Origin of the sequence: Bradyrhizobium frederickii (assembly GCF_004570865.1) — a bacterium.
Taxonomy (GTDB): domain Bacteria; phylum Pseudomonadota; class Alphaproteobacteria; order Rhizobiales; family Xanthobacteraceae; genus Bradyrhizobium; species Bradyrhizobium frederickii.
This window is the reverse complement of sequence record NZ_SPQS01000004.1, coordinates 351,543-368,818: the sequence shown is the minus strand read 5'-3', so window position 1 is coordinate 368,818 and position 17,276 is coordinate 351,543. Positions and strand designations below refer to the sequence as shown.

Here is a 17,276-nt window from a genome sequence, read left to right as displayed (position 1 = left end):
AGCCGCTGCCGCGCGCGTTCCCAGTTCTCGGGATTCTCAGACAGGAGTTCTAGCCAACCGCGTGCAATCGGAGAGAAGCATCCGGCTTTCCCGTCTTTCCCAGCGCTCCGTCAATCAGTCCCCTGACCGTGATCTTCGCGGCGGTTGGAGCCCCCATGGCGACATATCTGGTCGCATACAACAAGCCGAAAGCAAAATGGAGGCCCCATCGCCATCCTGCCTCCCGGCGAGCGTAGACAATGCTATTGCGGGCAGACAGATACACCGACAAGTAGGAGCGTTTCCTCGGATCTACGGCAGAACCGATAGCCGTGCCCCCGATGTGCCGTACGATCGCTCGTTCAGCAAAGCCGATCAGATGCCTGTCACGGCGACGCCCCCAGTCCAGATCCTCCATGTAGAGGAAGTAATCTTCGGTCATCAGACCGACCTCTTCAACGAAGTCGCGTGTGACCAGAACGCAAGCACCGCTGATCGCGTCAATCTCAGACATCTGCTCGTGCGACGGAGCACTCCCCGCCGGAGCGTTTCGACCAACTGCTACGACACGGCCCGTCGTCGACGACCAATGAAGACCGTAGCTGATAATCTTATCCGGCACGTGATCGAAAACCAAGGTCGCACCAACCATACCAAATCCTGCGGCAGCCTTCGCCATTAGTTCGGACAAGCAACGACTGTCCACCTCAGTGTCGGGATTGAGAACGAGCACCGCATCCCAGCCCGGGCTTTCAAGGAATTGCTCGAGCCAGGCGTTGACGCCACCGCCATAGCCCAGATTATCCACCGCAAGTCCAAGCCGAACGATATTTGTCCGGCTCAGGAATCGACATTTTTCGACGGCGCCTAGTCTTCCTCTCGCTTGATCCAGAATATCCGAGCCGCCGTGCAGCTGCTGGAGCGTTTGCCCTGGACCGGCAACTACCGCCACCAACCGCTCGAACGCCTCCTTCCCACCGTTCTCACAGACGAAGACCTCGAAATCCTTCCAATCAGAATGAACCAACGACTTCAGACACCGATCAACATCATCCGGATTGCAATAGGAGACGATGAGCACCGCAAGTTTGGCGCGATCAGTTGCCATAGCCCAGACGCCCTATTATCTGCTCGCGGCGCTTGCGAGCGACCGCGGTCCAGGTAAAACGCTCCGCATGTTCAAGCGCAGCAACCGACATTCGTTGTCGAAGTTCAGTATCCTCCGCCAGCCGACGAATAGCGGTAATCCAACCAGCTGCATCATACGGATCCAGCACCAGGCCCTCACGTTCATTTCGGACGATCCGTCCCGCGCCCATGCTGGTCGTTATGATCGGTAGGCCGCAACCGCACGCCTCGTAGGTGACTTGGGGTCCCCCCTCCTCCAGGGATGGGAAAACGAAGATGTCAGCCGATCGATAAAGCGCCCCGACATCCTCGACATAGTCAAGCACCGTCACGTCCTCCCTTGCGAGCAAGTCGCTGTATTTTTCCTTGATGACTGGCTCCATTCTTCCAGCCAGTACCAGCCTGCCCGTCACCCTGCTTTTCGCCCAATAATCGAGGATCAAATGGGCTCCCTTTCGTACGCCAATGATCCCGACGAAGACCGCCGTCAGTCCGTGGCTCGAGGGAAGCAGCTGGTTCTTTCCCGAAAGGCGGACTGGGTCCCAGCCGTATGATGTTTCTAAACATTTGCTTTTCGACACACCGTTCTCGACCAACGAACTTTCGACCGGTTGATTCGGGCAGAATATGTAGTCCATCGCCTCCAGAATTTTGGCTTCGCGATCAACTGTCGCGTCGGTGATCCCATGCATGGGCGCCACACCGATCTTGCCGTATGCTTGGTCGAGAATTGTCTTGGCGGTCCTGGTATGACAATTGAACTGCTCTCGAAACACCGTGACGTCACGCCGTTTCAATTCCTGGAGCAACTCCATGCTTGCGCTGGGCCAGAGATAGGCAGCCAACCTGCGCGATCGACAGCGATCCAGATATGAGAGGAACGCAGCCTCCATGCTCCGGCCAGCGCTGTTCTTCACCCAGCCATATGGGAAGTACCGCTTCCAAGCGGGCAAGGCCTCGATCACTTCCACCAGGGGCAGAGGCCATCGGCTGCGCGGAGTAACGATCGTCACGCCAAAATTCTGATCGACCATAGCCTCTGCGAGGGAGCCGCAGGTGTAGCCCACTCCTTTGCCCGTAAGCGGCAATGGCATCAAAACGCCCGTCGAGACACTCAATGCAACCTCTGTAGTATGACCGTCTAGATTGGGTGCCATCCGCGGCGCATAGTTTTCCAAATTGAAAACATCCTGCGCCTAGCTCGATGAGATCCTTTCACGTGTGCCTCTGTCAGGTACCAAGTGAAGGTTACGGATAGCGGTGCAGTTCCCGACCTAAAGCATCCCCGATCGTAAACGTAGGGGCGATAGCCCAGGTCAGACAGGAATTTAGTAATCGCTGGCGAGGCAAACGCACACATCAATGCAGGTCTCTGCTGTTGTAACGTTCCTTGCGCGCCCTTGAGGATCTCCAGCTCCGCTCCCTGGGCATGAAGCTTGATAAGAACCGGTGCCAAGTCGAGAGAATCTAGCGCTTTGCACGTAACCCGATGCTCTCGCACTGTTAGCTTCTTTGCGTCGAAACGGTACATCCTGCCCGGATTCTTTAACCATGCCGTCGCCTCCTCGTAGGAAGTCGCGGCCATTCCGTCGCATTCCCATCGGCCGTATCTTGGGAGAAAGAAGTCGATAACTTCGGACCTGCAGCCAAGCGCGCAGTCGAGAATTGTCACCGCGTCATCACGACGATGGCGAAGTGCGAGTCGCTTCGCGGACCGCGGCTCGGGCTCGAAGGCTATGATACGGGAGTTTGGCGCAAGTCTCTTGAACGCAGCAGTGCTCTGGCCTCGGTTCGCGCCCACATCCACTATCAAGGCGCCTCCGATGCCGAGCAACCCAACTCCGCGAAACTCCGGCTTGAAGAAGTACGGCGCAACACTGTCTTTAATAGCAAACCTGATCGCCGCAACGCCGGGAACGTTGGCATAAAGATAGCGGGCTACTGCCTTCAAATTCATAGTTGCTCGATCACTATCCTTGGGGAACGGCAAACAATTCCTCTGATATTTTTTGTGCGGCGGCCACAACTCCACACCTGAAGCAGGATGAGGCTGCCACATCGACGATCAAGTACCGCTCCAACCTTTCGTGCGCCTCGGCGTATCAAGTGCAATAGTACGCGGACGCACTACATGCGAGCGCGGTCAGCGAGCGGCCTCATTCGGCGATCTTCCAGCTAAGCGACTTCTGAGGTTCCTCGCCATCGATGGCCTCTCCAAGCATGATGTACTGCTTCGCCAGATGGTGCTTCAACAGGCCGAACGAAAGACGATGGAGCGTCTTTGCCTTGTAGCCTTGCATTCCGGAAATCAGACCCTTCGAGACTCTCAGACCCGCGTCGTTCATGAGCCCGATCGCCGTATCCTCGACGAAGAACCTGAGATGGGTGCGGTCCAGAATACCCGCATCCTGATATTCAAACTGGCGCTTGAACAGAAGCGGAATCGCGACACTGAGATGCGCGACATTTGGCACAGACACCACGACGTGACCACCAGGCTGGAGCAATCCTCGCACCTTCTGCAGAACAGCTTTCGACTCGACCAGATGCTCGAGGACGTCGAGCAACAGTATGAGATCATACTTCTTGAGCCGAGGTAGGCATTCATCAATGCTACCCAAGATCGCCACATCCGCATTGCGGCTAAGTTCCTCTGCGACCGCGTCATTTATCTCGACGCCGGTCGTCATTGCATCCGGGTAGATCGTTCTGATCCACCGCAACGTCTGCCCGGAGGCGGCTCCAATCTCGAGGATGTTCGTTGCGGTCCTCGGCAGCAATGGTCGTATCTCCTGACGCACATGATGAAAGTAGCAGCTCATGTTTGCTCCGGGCGCCAAGGCCCGTTGCTTGTTCAAATCGCTCAGCAAAGGAGCACGGGGGTCAACCGCATGTTCGAGGCTCCGCATCTTCCAAACCCTTCCAGTCACTATGTCTATCCAAAAGCGGCCAGACCTTCGCCCGGAGACCTCCGGTTGTGGCCCAGTGCGTAACGCGTTGGCATGCTGGGCCGATCAATGCAGTTGCGTTGCCCCTTCAGCCTGATTCATCTCGCCCCTTGAGGGCGGCTTCGGCACTCCCGCATCCGCTATCATTCTCGCGAAGTCCGCCGGGTCCACGGAGTCGGGATCAACGACAATATGATCGGCCCGGTATTTGCGCTGGGCCTGAGCTGATTTGAAGTGATACGAGAGGCTTCGAAAAAGGAAAGGACCTATGAACTCATGAAGCATGCTCTTCCACCTCGGAATATTCTGTCTATCCCAGGCGGCCCAACTTCCAGTAGCGAAGCTCGACCAGGTCGCATCGTAGTCTGACTGTTGCACGCTCAAGTCGGAAACGCTGCGGACCTTTCTCGAGAATACCATCATCACCTTCTGCTCTTCAAAGGGGATCTGATTCCTGCGGTTGAGGGCCACTGGCGGCCTAATCAGATGCCACTTCATCGGGCGGGATGACTTGATCAGGAAGATAGCGGTATCTTCGAAGCCATTTCGTTTACTGAAAAGACTGTAGAAGAATTCGGGCGAGTACTGGTAAAGGCCGTGCGCGGGAAAGCCGTTTGCGTTCGTCGCTATAAGGACGTGTCCGCCCGGCCTGACCAGGTTCACTATGTTGTCGACCACCTGCGCGACATCAAAGATGTGTTCGATCGACCCGAAGTCGAGGAACGTATCGAACTTTTCGTGCATATCGCTCGGTATCGGAAGATTGAAATCATGTATAAGCGATGCACCTTCGAAAGCTGATGCGTCAATCGAGACGATGTTCTCGGCACCAAGCTTGCGAAGGAGCGACTCGCAGTAGCACCCTACTGCAATCGACTGATCGTATGCGAGGTTCGAATTCTTCCGAACCGCATGAAATTCCTGCTTCCAGAAATGAATCTCATGTCTTCCGAGAGTGACCGTATTCCGAAAATCGAATCCATAGACTCGGTTCGCGAAGCTGAGCGCACGGAGGCCCGTCAGATCGATACCCACAACTCTCTCCCTTTGGACGCTGAACCATGACCTGGCCCCTCCTGCGAGGTCACGTCGTTATCGCGGCCCACTGTCTCAATCTCCCAATCTGTGCATTCGGTCGACATCATCGTGCCGGACTCCAAGCTTTGATAAAGCCGGACCGAGCATAGTAGGCGCGTCTACGTGCGCCCCGAACCATTCGGAGACCTTCACGCGCCAGCGAGGATGGAATCGAAGATGGCACGATGACCGGGCCCAGATGCTCGAGCCATTCACGTATCTGCGGATGTCCCGGTACGAGCGTTTCCAGAAGCTTGTTCCAGAGCCTCGGCTCCATGGAATCGTGAAAGTGCAGTACACTTACTCCCGTTATCTTTGCCCCGTCATAATTTCCCGGCAGATAGCTACACAGGGGGAAGTTGCTTGAATCCGGGAGCGCTTGCCAAGCCAGCCCGAGCCGGATCACCGTCAAACCCAGCACGACTTGATCCATGAAGTGCACTTGCGAGTGTGTACGGGCCACTTGCCGGTCAAGAAATGTCTTGAAGTCGGCGAGAAATTCCCTCCCGAACCGCGTGTTGCGCCGATACACGTAGAGGCCCGCGTTCCAGTAGAACCTAATCCGGTGTCCATCGCCCGTCTGGAGCCATGGAAGGTCGTCAGCAACTCTTCCGATGAGTGCAGCGGACCGCTCCCAGAACGGATCATTTGGATCGGTTACTCCCCCCGACCCGATCACACCGGCATCCGGAGCGCTCGCGATGAAATCTACCCCAGGAGGAAGTTCAAGTCCGTTGGGCTCACGCAAGAACAGGATATCACTGTCGATCCACGCAATCGCCTCTGTTGTGACCCTGCTCTCGACGGCAGCAATCGCCTCCGCCTTATTCATATAATGGTGCCAGACATACGGATTATCGGGAAAGACGCGTAGATGCTTGATCCCAAGCTCCTCCATTCGGCGATGCGTCTCTCGCGTGAGAACCGGAGTAGACCGAGGCGTGACGGCAATAACTTCCAGGTTTGCAAAGCGGCCGCCGAAGCGCCGAAGGCTCTCCACCATGCGCAGCGTAAGTGGCTCCAGCATCCCTGACTCGATGCAGACCACAATCGTCATCGAAGGCTGCTTACCAGCAGCATCGTCCCGCCTCTGCACGGCACCACTCAAGCAATCGGTCAAATGGCATCCTCACTTGCTTGTGCAAATCCCAGTTCCCTCGCCTTTGCTTCAGGACACTCGAACTTGGGGTTTAGCGTGGGCGCGCTCAGTATCGCCCTGTATCTCAGCCGGAGACGACGAAGCAGCAGCGGCAGGGGATTCCTGGTCAACTGAACGATCACCGTCGGCCAAGGAAGTTGCGCCGTCCACTTCCGAGTCATGAAGCGGTAGGCAGCCAGGTAGGAGCGGTCGAGACGAAGAGTTGCCTTGCTATTGTGGATAATCGGCAGGTCGATCACGTAGGACTTCATGCCGGCCCTCCTTGCCTCCAGCACGATGTCCGTTCCGTACAGGTGGAAGGAGGGCAGGCTCGGATCGAACAGAATGCCCGCGGCCCGGCGCACGATCAAAACGACCTCATCGAGACTCGCAGCAGGGCGGGCTCGGTCAAATCGCCCGCCGCATACGGTGCCCAGGCCGGAATCCCACAAATGCCCAACGAATTCTCCGTCGGGCGTCATGCCGCAGATTCCGGCGACAGCCCATGACGGGTCAATCGAATTCAATCTCTCGCAAGCTGCCCGCAGCGCCATAAACCAGCCCTCGGGAAAATAAACGTCCTGATGGGCGAATACGACGATATCCGACTTGGCCGCCGCGATCGCCTGGTGATATGCCGCTGATGCGGCGGTGGCCCCCCAGATAACGGAAACCTTAATACGGTTGTCCGCAAGTTCTGGAGATCGGTTCAGATTTCGAGCAAGTGTCGCTTGCTCGTTGGCGACGCAATAAACCTCTATCGAACAGGTCATTTCCCACCTTCGGCCGCACGGCCAATTAAATTAAATATACAGCCGCAAGATTTATTATCAACATATTATTTGGCAGTCGACATTAAATAATATATACCCTGACCTAAATTAATGTTTCGGATCGAGAAGGGCTCATGTCGTCCTACGGCCTCAATGGATCCGGCCTGGCGGAAAGTGGACCGCTGCTCCAGGCCGGTGCGCTTGAAAGGAAAATCGCGACGGGTTCAAATAGATGGGTGGCATGGCTGCTGTTGCTCGGGTGCGCCATGCCCTCGTACATGACGATGTACGTGGGGGGTGCCAAGTTCATTCCGGCGCGGATTGCAATCTCCTTGCTGATGGTTCCTGCCCTGGCCCAGCTGTTTCAAAGAGGGCGACGGCTATGCGCATCGGATTTCTTCGTATGCGCTGCGTCAGCTTGGATGTTCGTGGCGGTACTGCAAACCGATCAAGGGTGGTCTTCCGCGGCCGCTCTCGTCCTCGAATTTTCCGGCGGCTACATCGTAGCTCGCGCTTACTTTTTTGGGCGCCAGGGGTTGGAGACTTTTGTTCGAGTCCTGAAGCCTGTTACCGCAGCGATCGTTGCTGTTGCGGTCCTGGAGCATCTCACCCGGCACAATGTCGTCGCAGCCCTTATGGGCTTGCAGAGCACGGGCTATGAATATCGTTACGGCTTGCTGCGAGCGACCTCAACATTTCCTCACGCGATCCTATTCGGCTCATTCTGCGCCGTCGTCGGCGCCATCTTTCTGTACTCGGAGCGCAGCTTCCTTGGTCGAACTTTGTATTGCGGGCTGTGCCTTTTTGGATGTGTCCTATCAATGTCTTCGGCGCCGCTGATGGCATTCGGGATTGTACTATCCGTCTATTTTTACGATCAGATGCTGCTAGGGCAACGCTGGAGATGGCACGCCTTGGTGGCAAGCCTTTTCATGTTCCTTGGAATCGTATTTCTGGCCGCTAACAAGCCATTCTCTTGGATCGTCGCAAACCTGACGCTCGACCCAGCTACCGGATATTTCCGCGTCGCGACTTGGGAAAGCGCCAGCTACTATATCGATCTCTCTCCTTATGTAGGGTACGGATTCGGCTCGTACGCGTCCCCTGATGATTTCTTTGGCAACGCCTCAGTCGACAGTGTTTGGCTGACCTTGGCGCTCCGGTTTGGTATCCCACTGGTCATATTTATTCTGCTAGCGAATATTGCAGCATTCTTTCCGTCCAGGCGGACCGCCAGCATTCCGCACGGCCTTGATGCCCATATGAGGAATATGCGTACGGCATTCACATTGGGCCTCGCAATGTTCATGTTCGTGGGCTTGACAGTCCATTATTGGAACAACAGCTGGATACTTTGGGGGATTTGGATCGGCATTCGCGCGTCGCTAAAGGAGGACTCCGTCGCGGCAGCCGAAAGCCTAGTGCTCTATCGCCAAGTGACGGCTAGCGCCGATCGTGACCTCACCGTCGGGCACGTAACTCGGGGATTCTATGCGTCTAGGTAACGAACCTCGCCGGGCAAGGCTCCTGCTTCCCCCATGACAGCGCGCTATATTAAACCTCTTCTCGCGTTCGCGCTGCCTTGGTCGATAGTCGCTAGCCAGGCGCAAAACGTCCCTTCCGGAGATATGCCCGCGCCGGAGCGCTCTGCAGTCGACAAGCCAGCCCACGACGACGGCTCCGGCCACGCGCCCGCTTGTACAATTCAGTATCCGTCTCTCCTGACCAAATACAGAGTCCGTCCGGAGTGGAGGGTAGCGGGTGTTGATTATTGCGTTGGCTATTCGACGAATACTCCTATCAACGATCCGGCAAAGATCTCGATGGAAGGCGTTTCGCTCGACCTGGCTCAGAAGAGCATCACGGTGACAGGCGACGATGTTGCGCTCGATGGTTATGATTTCAGCGGCTGGTCCGTTGTGACTACGGCAGCAAACACCAGCCTGATCAACTCGAAATTCGACGGTCTGAATCCAGGCGGTCCGCAGAGTAGTGTCATCAGCGGCACACCGTCCGCCTCCAATTTGCGCATCATCAACTGCATCATTGACGGCCTGAGCGGGGGCGGACGTGCCGAATTCCTGATCGAAATGGAAGGGCCCGGCCTCACGATCGAGTATTCGTGGCTGAAGAATTCCAATTCCGATCTGATCGGCCGGCATGGCCGAGACGGCGGCAACATCATCATTCGGTATAATTTACTAGAACAGGCGGGAATGCGCGGCCCAGGGACCCACGGGGACTATCTGCAGGTTTACGGGCCGACCGTGGAAGCGACCCGCATCCTTTACAACACCGCGGTCCAGAATGGCGGCAGCACTCAGGGGTTCATTGCCGATAACACTAATTCGGGCGAGTTTGGCTGCAATACCCTGATCGGCAGCGTCACCTACTGGATGTCGGTATCCGGTCCGGGCACCGACGCCGCCAATCTGTCCGGGATATTCTCTACGCATGACAACTATTTTGATGTGACAAAGGCCTTTGGCTTTAACTATCCGGCAGCCGGGCCAAACGACCGTTACGCGAAGACCGTTTTCACAAACAACATAAACATGGTGACCGGGCGGGTCGTCCAGGACGCCACAAGGCCGAAGCCGAAACCCTCACGCCCGTGACTTCGCGCATCACTCAACATCCGACGCGGCTGCTACGCCTTTGACATGAGCTTCCTCTTGAGGCGGCGGAGCCTGCCAATAATCGGTGCCGGGAGAAGCAGCCAGCAGGCCAGTCCCATGAGCGCGAAAGTGTCCTGACCCCGCAGGGCCAGCAGGTAGTGGCCCCGTTGCCTCAACACTGGAAGAAGTTCGCGAAACCGAGTGCCCCTTCTGCGATACGAGGCAATGATCCCGACGGCCTCACGGGCCAGGAAATGTCTGGCTCGCAATTGCAATTGAACGCGCTTTCGTTCATTCCCGATTCTGCGCTCCGCCGTGAGCGATATAAGATCAATCAGTTTCTTGAGATCCTCCAGGTGGCTCTCGAGAGCTAGCCGAGATGTCTGCGTGGCATCGTGAAGGGAATAGGAGCCACAACATTCATTTATAAAACCTGCCTTGCCTTCCAGCAGCAATGGGAGATGCCTTGAAAGATCACTCGCGAACGGCCATCCTGCCGGGAATCCTCCCCAGGCCCGGAGTCTCTCGGTACGAAGCAGCGTGGTGCAACCTTGCACCATGATCCGCCGTTTCAGATATTCATCAAGGACATCCACGCCGTCCCAGATTCCAGTCGTCAGATTTCGACTAGCCTGTGGTGGCAGGTTGCGCCCCGACGCGACGATCCGGGCCTCACCCAATGCCATCACGATCGGTAGTTCGGGCTCTCTACGGATCAGCGAAAGGCATCGTTCCAACAGCCACGGCGCAATTCTGTCGTCGTCTGGAACAAATACGATATAGTCACCTCTCGCCTGTGCCACGCAAGCATTCCAGTTTGCGGTCGCCCCTATGTTCTTGGGCTGACGCACGACCCGTAGTCTTTCGTCATTGAATTGGCCCAGGACCAGGGCAGTTTCATCGATCGACGCATTGTCTGACACGAGCACTTCGAAATGTGGATACGATTGATTCAGCGCCAGGCGAACACAATCCCGCAACCACGTAGCTCGATTGAACGTGGGAATTGCAATGGTCACCAGAGGGTCGGTCCACCGCGAGACAGGATCCGGTCCCGCGATGGACTCTTCAGCTTCCGACCGCTGCAGACTGACGGGTGAGGATGAATTCTCGATCTCGCTTGAAACTCGCATGGCGAACTCGAAAACCTGTGTCATTCCATCGGTGGCGATCACTGACGACCGATCAATGTTCCATTGCTCCGATTTTTCCGGCATCCGAAGTAGCATGGGGCCCATCAACTAGCTCCAATCGCGATCTCTCCTTCAAACGACCATCAGCTGCGAGTCCCCGCTCGTGCGTTTCAGTAATCCTTTCAAGCCATACTTCACGCCACCAGGAGTAGATGCTCCTCGGGCAAAACATCTTGCAATTGCTGTATCGAGACCTGCACCAAACGTCCTCCAAGATCACAGCCGGCGTCTTGAGTGACCTCATCCTTCCGGTCTTCTCATCGATGAATCTAGTCATCTGTGCCTTAACCTTGTAGACGCCGCCGCAATACGGGACCAGCTCCGCATCAAAAGCCATGCCTCGATTTATGTTTTCGGCATCGACGGTCGCGAGAATTTCCTTGTAAGTCTTCACTCGCACCAATTCACCAGGCTGGAGGTTCAAGGTGACAGTCGGAGTCTGATGCCGATGTGGTATTTTTCCCTTCCACCGCGGAAACGGAATGCCGCCCCGCAGTTCCTGGAAGAAGTCGTAAGCCAGGCGGGAAACGTGACCCAGTCGTGCCCTCTTGGCGAGTGCAAGATGCCAGTAGGCCAGGTATACGAATCCGCGTGCGATCCGTCCCAAGCTGGCGTTCCCGGAGGTATAATCCTCCACGTACTGCCTGACGTCCCACCATCGAGCCAACGTGGTAAAGCGCGGCAATTCGGTTGCCTGGCAGGAGTATCGGATTTCTGCATCCGCGGCACTATCGCCGATACGCGTCCCCCGAAGGACGTCTTCCTCTGTACATTGGCCTTTGCCTTGTCTGACCCGTTCGTTCCGACGATCTGGTGAAATCACCACACCGTCTTCGCTTTCGTCGATGGGCCTGAGCCAAGCCTCCTTCCAGAAAATGAGACATGCAGCTTGGCAGCCACCATACGCCTCACCGTCGCATCGTAGATCAAGATGGATACCGTTCGGGAGCCATCTGCCACCGGTGTTTGTGACGGTGTCACAAGTCTTGTGGGAACGCTTGTAGACCTTGAATTGCTTACCACAATACTTGAACATTTGCGGCATGAACGGGAGCCCCTCGAAGCGACCACTGCTGTCGAGCGTTCCAAGGATTTCTTCTTTTGTCCGCACTTCTACCCAGTCGCCCGCTCGCAGCTTAGTCATCTTGCCCTCCAAAGGCGGCGGCCGTCGTCCGCTATTGAACCTTAGCCGCGCTTTTTTCGTGAGTTTTCGTGGAAAGTGCGCCTTGCAGTTCCTTCAACAGATCGAAGTAGACTGTCTTCTGTCCCATAAGGAACAGCAGCATCCAGACATAGGTTGCGACGATAGTGCAGCCTCCAAGAAGGAGCCTCAGGAGATGCGAATCTGAACCTCCAAGACAGAGTTGAGCTCCGAAAGCTACTGCTGCCGCTGCCGCTCCTGCGAGCAATGGCCTGCCTGCTGCGAAAAGAATATCCCGTGGGGAAATAACCGTGCCGTGCAAACACCAAAGAACGTGGGGGATGAGCCACAATACCATCGCGGAGGAATACGCGAACGCGACACCCGTCGGACCGTACGGCAATCCGATGAGGTAAGCCGCACCTACCAGAGGAGCGATCACCAGGGCGATCTTCAGACTTCGTACTTGTAGGCCTGCCGAATACAACAACCACGCAAGGGGATTGATAATGCCGAACACTAAGATCGTGGGAGTCAAAAGGCGGAAAATGACCGCCGTATCTCTCCACTTCGGACCAAGCACGACCTCGACGATGTCATCCACGAACACGGCACAGAATACCGTGATGGGTAGCGTCATCGACAGGACGACGGTATAGCCCTTCAGGAAGTAGCTCTTCAGTCGAGGCAAATCGCTCTGAATCCGCGACAATCCTGAAAACGCGACGCCTCCAATCGCTCCGTTGAGCTCTGCCGTTGGCAGATTGACAAGCCGATATCCTCGTTCGTAGATCCCAAGAGCATCGGCTCCCCAATACCGGCCGAGAAGCAACTTCTCGAAATTGTAGGCCACGTACACTACGAGAGAATTCAAGGTGACTATCCCACCAAAACTCAACATGCCACGGACACCGGCAGTCCGGCGCGGTGGGCCGGGAATCCACCCCGCGGCGACCCATACGCACACGATGTAGACCGCAGTCGAAATCAGCGTCATTCCTAGAATGGCCCAATATGCCAAACCGTAGAAGGCCATAGCAACTCCGGCAGCAACGCTTACCGCCTGTGAGAGCACTTCAATGGCTGTCAACGTTGTGTACCGCAGTTGACGCTGAAGCAGTGCTGAATGCTGCACTGCTACGGCGCTCAGGAAAAATCCAAAGCCTGCTGCGACAGTCAGCCAAAACAGACGAGGCTCATGGTAGAACTCCACGAGAGCAGGTGCGGCTGCCGCGCAGATGAGCGCGAGCATCATTCCGACCGCAAGATTGACCCAAAACAATGTCGACATTTGTTCATTGGTGACAGTCTCTTTCTGGACTGTGGCCGACGACAATCCTGCCGTTGTGAAGAGTTGAAGAGCCCCAGTGACGGCCGTTGTCATCGCAACCAATCCGAAATCCTGCGGGTCCAGCAGGCGCGCGAGGGCTGCCATGACACCAAGTCGAAGAGCGAAATTCGCCGCTTGGCCTCCAAGCCGCACCACGCCGCCGCGAATCATCATCCCCTTGAGGTTGTCCATTCCAATCCCCGGTAGAGAGAGTTCGGCATCGGCTCGCTTTTGGAACACGCTTCCCCAACGCCTTGTCACCACAGGGTGAGTTTATTCGCCACAAATGCCTCAGCATATTTTTCCGGCGCCCGACATTCCATGCCCCGCAGCCGCGCTAGACCGCGGAAGACCTCAGGATCGAACCATTGTTTGGAACGCTGGCTTCCAAAGTGCGACATCAGCAGATCGATCTTCCGTTGCAATGCTCCAGCCGAAACGGGCGAATACATATTCGGTCGACCGAGGTCTCCATCCCATTTAGGAATCTCATACTCGAGAATGAGATGATCTCTGAATGTATTCCAGGTTAAACGCGACACCTGACGATGATCTTGATGGGCGTCGTTTCCGCGGTGCGTCAGGATCAGATCCGGCTCGACGCGTCGTTTCAACGACTCAAACCACTCCTTGATCTCGTCACCTTGCTCCGGAAAGAAGCCGTCTCGAAATGCCATTGCTTCAATCTGAGAACGAGCGGCTTCGGACACAAATTCTGCAGCAGACGCCCTCGCCTCACTCTCACGTTCACCTGGCGCGCTAAGTACACACCAATGCACGTCAAGCCGAACGCCACGCGCAATCAAATTCAGAATTGTCGCACCGGCACCTATTTCGATATCATCCGAGTGCGCACCGAGACAAAGGATCGAGAGACGCTCTCCGGGCGCGGCAAGTCGGAAGCCCTTCATGAAGCCGCCTGCGTGCGCGCTTCCGGAATAACCTTCCAGGGCATTTCGCCGCGCTCGATCATCTCCTCAAGAACCTGGCGATCCCGCAGCGTATCCATCGCGCGCCAGAACCCTTCGTACCTGTATGCCATAAGTTTTCCGTCCTCGATCAGGCGATTGAAGGGTTCGAGCACGAGCTCCTCGCCCTCACGTATGTAGTCGAAGATCTCCTTCCGGAAAATGAAGTAACCCCCATTGATCCAGATCTCGGACTGCTGACTAGAGCGCAAACGCTTGACGGTGTCTCCGCCGTTGAATTCAGCAAGATGAAAATTGAACGGAGGATGCACGGCAACAAAACATCCAACCATTCCACTCTTCTTGAATCGCTCGATCATTTCAGGTAACGGCGCGTCGGTCAGACCGTCACTGTAATTTGCAAGAAAGACATCCTCGTTCTCCACGAGAGAGCGCACCGCCATCAAGCGCTGACCGATGTTTCGCCAAATGCCAGTGTCAACCAGCGCCACCTGCCAATCTGGTGGCTGCTCGCCGATGACCTCAACCTTCCTGCCGAAGTTGGAAACAACGCAATCGCTGTGAGCCCAACGATCCGAGTTCAGGAAATACTCCTTGATCGCGTTGGCTTTGTACCCGAGACACAATATGAAATCGCGGTGACCATACTGGCTGTAATATTGCATAACGTGCCAGAGCATCGGGTGTTGTCCGACCGGCACCATGGGCTTCGGAATGCTTTCAGAATATTCTCGTATGCGGGTTCCGAGGCCCCCGCAGAACAGTACGACTTTCATGGCAGCGATTCCCATATTTCTGCCGGCCTTTTCGATCGCGGCAGATGGCTACAAGCGGGGCAGTCGTCTATTTAATATATAACACCATCACTATTTAATTCACATTTTACATCACGAGGCACATTAATCAATATTTTTCGAAAACTATTTTGAGATTCCGCTCTTAAGCACTATAATTGTTGATATTTCGATGCATTTGAGCGCCTCGCGGCGTATTGAGGAGGGAATTGAAGTGATTATAAGCGAAACCAAACTTAAAGGGGCCTATATTATCGATATTGAACGGCGCGAAGATCCGCGCGGCTTTTTTGCCCGAACTTTTTGCCAGAGAGAGTTTAGGGCCCTCGGCCTCAATCCAAGCATTGCGCAGGCCAATATCGCGTCAAATGTCCGGCGGGGAACCCTGCGCGGCATGCATTTTCAGTTTCCGCCGGCGTCCGAGACGAAACTGGTTCGGTGCACGCGTGGCGCCATCCTCGACATTATAGTCGACCTCCGCCCCGAGAGCTCGACCTTTCTACAGCATGTCGCTGTCGAGCTGAACGACATCAACCAGCGGGCGCTCTACGTGCCGGAACGGTTTGCTCACGGTTATCAGACTCTCGCCGACAATACCGACACCAGCTACCAAGTGGGGGAGTTCTATACTCCCGAGGCGGAGAGCGGGCTGATGTACAATGATCCCAGGCTCGGGCTGACCTGGCCGCTTCCGATTTCCGTGATCTCGGAAAAGGATCAGAACTTTCGCTTACTCAGCGAGGTCGAAGCCGAACTGAAAGGGCGGATGGAACTCGCCGACATCGTTGGTTGACGCGAAAGCGCGTTGCTAGCAGCCCCCTACCGATCCCTTCCCGTTGAAAGATTCTACGATGATACTCGTCGATCACGCACTGCAAGTTCGTCATGCAGCCGGAAAGCCTATCCGTGTCGGTCTTCTCGGCGCGGGCTTCATGGCTCAGGGGCTTACCAATCAAATCAATAACAGCATTCCCGGAATGCGGGTCGTTGCCATATACAGCCGAAAGCCCCAGCGCGGGCGTGACGTGTTCGGTTATTCCGGCCAGACCGACGTCGCTGACGTTGACAGCCAAGGGCGGCTCGACAGAGCCATTGCCGCCGGCATTCCGGTGGTCACCGAGGACCCGTTCCTGCTCGCCAGATCGGATCTGGTCGACGTGATCGTCGACGTGACCGGATCAGTTGAGCTCGGCGCTCAGGTCGCGCTGGAAGCCTTCAAGCACCAGAAAACCGTCGTCCTCATGAATGCGGAGATTGACGCCACCATCGGACCGATCTTGCAGGTCTATGCAAAGAAGTACGGCGGCTCCCTGTCCGCATGCGATGGCGACGAACCGGGAGTGCAAATGAACCTAGTTCGATGGGTAAAGGGCCTCGGCTTGATCCCACGCGTCGTCGGCAACATCAAGGGACTCCAGGATCCGTATCGCAACCCCACCACGCAGAAAGGATTTGCCGAGCAATGGGGCCAGAACCCGGCCATGGTCACCAGCTTCGCCGATGGATCCAAGATCAGTTTCGAGCAGACGATCGTGGCCAATGCGACTGGCTTCAAGGTAAGATCACGCGGCATGTCGCGCGGGCTGGAATATCGCGGCGACGTTATGAAGATCGGCGCGCTCTACGACATAGACGAGGTCCGCGCCCTGGGCGGAATCATCGACTATCTCGTCGGCACACCGCTGACCAAGGTTTACGTGCTTGCCGAGCACACCGATCCAAAGCAACAGAAGTATTTGAGCTTGTACAAAATGGGTGAAGGCCCCTTGTACTCGTTCTTCACACCCTATCACCTCGTTCACTTCGAAGTACCGAACTCGATAGCCCGCGCGTTTCTTTTCAAGGATTTGGTCGCCCCTCCCATCGCCGGTCCGGTTGTCGAGGTCTGTGCTATCGCCAAGCGTGACTTGGAGGTGGGCGAGGTCCTCGATGATTATGGAATGTACATGACCTATGGCGAAGCCGTGAACTCCGAGGAAATGAGCCAAATGCAGTACCTTCCTGAAGGTCTCGTAGAGGGTTGCAGATTGCGGCACGCAGTAAAAAAGGATGCAGTCCTGACGTATGCGGATGTTGATCTGCCGCCGGGTCGCTTGGCCGACAAGCTGCGTGCAGAACAATACAAGCACTTCAACGGAGACACTTGGCTTGAGCAACGGACCCGGGATGCTTCATTTGCTCTCACGGCTTGAAGGGGCTGAATGAATGACCACGTCTTGCCGAGCCAT

16 protein-coding genes are annotated in these 17,276 nt (G+C 55.9%); 4 read left to right on the top strand and 12 right to left on the bottom strand.

Translation table 11 applies throughout. The features are described from left to right. Positions 1-49: 49 nt before the first annotated feature. The 7 genes from E4K64_RS09590 to E4K64_RS09560 form a co-directional block, all read right to left on the bottom strand. The gene (locus tag E4K64_RS09590) at positions 50-1,087 is read right to left on the bottom strand and encodes a glycosyltransferase family protein (protein ID WP_135163274.1); all 1,038 of its coding nucleotides are present in this window, start codon (positions 1,085-1,087) and stop codon (positions 50-52) included. Then, a complete protein-coding gene (locus E4K64_RS09585; protein ID WP_135163273.1) occupies positions 1,077-2,285 on the bottom strand; it encodes a glycosyltransferase family 4 protein in 1,209 nt (402 codons plus the stop codon). Before E4K64_RS09585 ends, E4K64_RS09590 begins: the two co-directional genes overlap by 11 nt. After that, positions 2,249-3,064 (bottom strand): FkbM family methyltransferase, encoded by an 816-nt coding sequence (locus E4K64_RS41865; protein WP_167771908.1) that lies wholly within the window; start codon positions 3,062-3,064, stop codon positions 2,249-2,251. Before E4K64_RS41865 ends, E4K64_RS09585 begins: the two co-directional genes overlap by 37 nt. Positions 3,065-3,263: 199 nt before the next feature. Then, positions 3,264-4,016 (bottom strand): class I SAM-dependent methyltransferase, encoded by a 753-nt coding sequence (locus E4K64_RS09575; protein WP_235884626.1) that lies wholly within the window; start codon positions 4,014-4,016, stop codon positions 3,264-3,266. Between the two features lie 105 nt (positions 4,017-4,121). Beyond that, complete coding sequence (locus E4K64_RS09570) at positions 4,122-5,090, bottom strand: class I SAM-dependent methyltransferase (protein ID WP_135163271.1); 969 nt, start codon at positions 5,088-5,090, stop codon at positions 4,122-4,124. 106 nt (positions 5,091-5,196) lie between these two features. After that, on the bottom strand, positions 5,197-6,189 hold the full coding sequence (locus tag E4K64_RS09565) for a glycosyltransferase family protein (RefSeq protein ID WP_135163270.1): 993 nt from the start codon (positions 6,187-6,189) through the stop codon (positions 5,197-5,199). Positions 6,190-6,248: 59 nt separating this feature from the next. After that, positions 6,249-7,043 (bottom strand): hypothetical protein, encoded by a 795-nt coding sequence (locus E4K64_RS09560; RefSeq protein WP_135163269.1) that lies wholly within the window; start codon positions 7,041-7,043, stop codon positions 6,249-6,251. A 134-nt stretch (positions 7,044-7,177) separates the two neighbouring features. Here E4K64_RS09560 and E4K64_RS09555 point away from each other — a divergent pair, with 134 nt between their 5' ends. Continuing rightward, positions 7,178-8,548, top strand: coding sequence for an O-antigen ligase family protein (locus tag E4K64_RS09555; RefSeq protein ID WP_135163268.1), 1,371 nt, complete (start codon positions 7,178-7,180; stop codon positions 8,546-8,548). A 33-nt stretch (positions 8,549-8,581) separates the two neighbouring features. Beyond that, the gene (locus E4K64_RS09550) at positions 8,582-9,661 is read left to right on the top strand and encodes a hypothetical protein (RefSeq protein WP_135163267.1); all 1,080 of its coding nucleotides are present in this window, start codon (positions 8,582-8,584) and stop codon (positions 9,659-9,661) included. Between the two features lie 32 nt (positions 9,662-9,693). On the opposite strand, the gene E4K64_RS09545 is transcribed toward E4K64_RS09550, so the two are convergent. The 5 genes from E4K64_RS09545 to E4K64_RS09525 all read right to left on the bottom strand — a co-directional run bounded on the left by E4K64_RS09545 (position 9,694) and on the right by E4K64_RS09525 (position 15,030). Further along, the gene (locus tag E4K64_RS09545; protein ID WP_135163266.1) at positions 9,694-10,899 is read right to left on the bottom strand and encodes a glycosyltransferase family 2 protein; all 1,206 of its coding nucleotides are present in this window, start codon (positions 10,897-10,899) and stop codon (positions 9,694-9,696) included. Then, entirely contained in the window at positions 10,847-11,998 is a 1,152-nt protein-coding gene (locus E4K64_RS09540; protein ID WP_209311952.1) for a hypothetical protein, read from the bottom strand. The genes E4K64_RS09545 and E4K64_RS09540 overlap by 53 nt, the downstream gene beginning before the upstream one ends. 31 nt (positions 11,999-12,029) lie before the next feature. Next, positions 12,030-13,517 (bottom strand): lipopolysaccharide biosynthesis protein, encoded by a 1,488-nt coding sequence (locus E4K64_RS09535; RefSeq protein WP_135163265.1) that lies wholly within the window; start codon positions 13,515-13,517, stop codon positions 12,030-12,032. A gap of 65 nt (positions 13,518-13,582) precedes the next feature. Beyond that, on the bottom strand, positions 13,583-14,236 hold the full coding sequence (locus tag E4K64_RS09530; RefSeq protein ID WP_135163264.1) for a PIG-L deacetylase family protein: 654 nt from the start codon (positions 14,234-14,236) through the stop codon (positions 13,583-13,585). Then, the gene (locus tag E4K64_RS09525; RefSeq protein ID WP_135163263.1) at positions 14,233-15,030 is read right to left on the bottom strand and encodes a sugar phosphate nucleotidyltransferase; all 798 of its coding nucleotides are present in this window, start codon (positions 15,028-15,030) and stop codon (positions 14,233-14,235) included. The genes E4K64_RS09530 and E4K64_RS09525 overlap by 4 nt, the downstream gene beginning before the upstream one ends. Before the next feature lie 190 nt (positions 15,031-15,220). On the opposite strand from E4K64_RS09525, the gene rfbC reads away from it, so the two are divergent. After that, on the top strand, positions 15,221-15,841 hold the full coding sequence (gene rfbC / locus E4K64_RS09520; RefSeq protein WP_235884625.1) for a dTDP-4-dehydrorhamnose 3,5-epimerase: 621 nt from the start codon (positions 15,221-15,223) through the stop codon (positions 15,839-15,841). A 58-nt stretch (positions 15,842-15,899) separates the two neighbouring features. After that, positions 15,900-17,240, top strand: coding sequence for an NAD(P)H-dependent oxidoreductase (locus E4K64_RS09515; protein WP_135163262.1), 1,341 nt, complete (start codon positions 15,900-15,902; stop codon positions 17,238-17,240). The last annotated feature ends 36 nt before the right edge of the window (positions 17,241-17,276 follow it).

Excerpts from the sequence above, each read along its gene's own strand:
- E4K64_RS09540 (WP_209311952.1), bottom strand. The coding sequence starts at position 11,998 with ATGACTAAGCTGCGAGCGGGCGACTGGGTAGAAGTGCGGACAAAAGAA.
- E4K64_RS09555 (WP_135163268.1), top strand. The coding sequence starts at position 7,178 with ATGTCGTCCTACGGCCTCAATGGATCCGGCCTGGCGGAAAGTGGACCG.
- E4K64_RS09545 (WP_135163266.1), bottom strand. The coding sequence starts at position 10,899 with ATGGGCCCCATGCTACTTCGGATGCCGGAAAAATCGGAGCAATGGAAC.
- E4K64_RS09560 (WP_135163269.1), bottom strand. The coding sequence starts at position 7,043 with ATGACCTGTTCGATAGAGGTTTATTGCGTCGCCAACGAGCAAGCGACA.
- E4K64_RS09565 (WP_135163270.1), bottom strand. The coding sequence starts at position 6,189 with ATGACGATTGTGGTCTGCATCGAGTCAGGGATGCTGGAGCCACTTACG.
- E4K64_RS09525 (WP_135163263.1), bottom strand. The coding sequence starts at position 15,030 with ATGAAAGTCGTACTGTTCTGCGGGGGCCTCGGAACCCGCATACGAGAA.
- E4K64_RS09530 (WP_135163264.1), bottom strand. The coding sequence starts at position 14,236 with ATGAAGGGCTTCCGACTTGCCGCGCCCGGAGAGCGTCTCTCGATCCTT.
- E4K64_RS09575 (WP_235884626.1), bottom strand. The coding sequence starts at position 4,016 with ATGCGGAGCCTCGAACATGCGGTTGACCCCCGTGCTCCTTTGCTGAGC.
- E4K64_RS09535 (WP_135163265.1), bottom strand. The coding sequence starts at position 13,517 with ATGGACAACCTCAAGGGGATGATGATTCGCGGCGGCGTGGTGCGGCTT.
- E4K64_RS41865 (WP_167771908.1), bottom strand. The coding sequence starts at position 3,064 with ATGAATTTGAAGGCAGTAGCCCGCTATCTTTATGCCAACGTTCCCGGC.
- E4K64_RS09550 (WP_135163267.1), top strand. The coding sequence starts at position 8,582 with ATGACAGCGCGCTATATTAAACCTCTTCTCGCGTTCGCGCTGCCTTGG.
- E4K64_RS09515 (WP_135163262.1), top strand. The coding sequence starts at position 15,900 with ATGATACTCGTCGATCACGCACTGCAAGTTCGTCATGCAGCCGGAAAG.
- E4K64_RS09590 (WP_135163274.1), bottom strand. The coding sequence starts at position 1,087 with ATGGCAACTGATCGCGCCAAACTTGCGGTGCTCATCGTCTCCTATTGC.
- rfbC (WP_235884625.1), top strand. The coding sequence starts at position 15,221 with ATGCATTTGAGCGCCTCGCGGCGTATTGAGGAGGGAATTGAAGTGATT.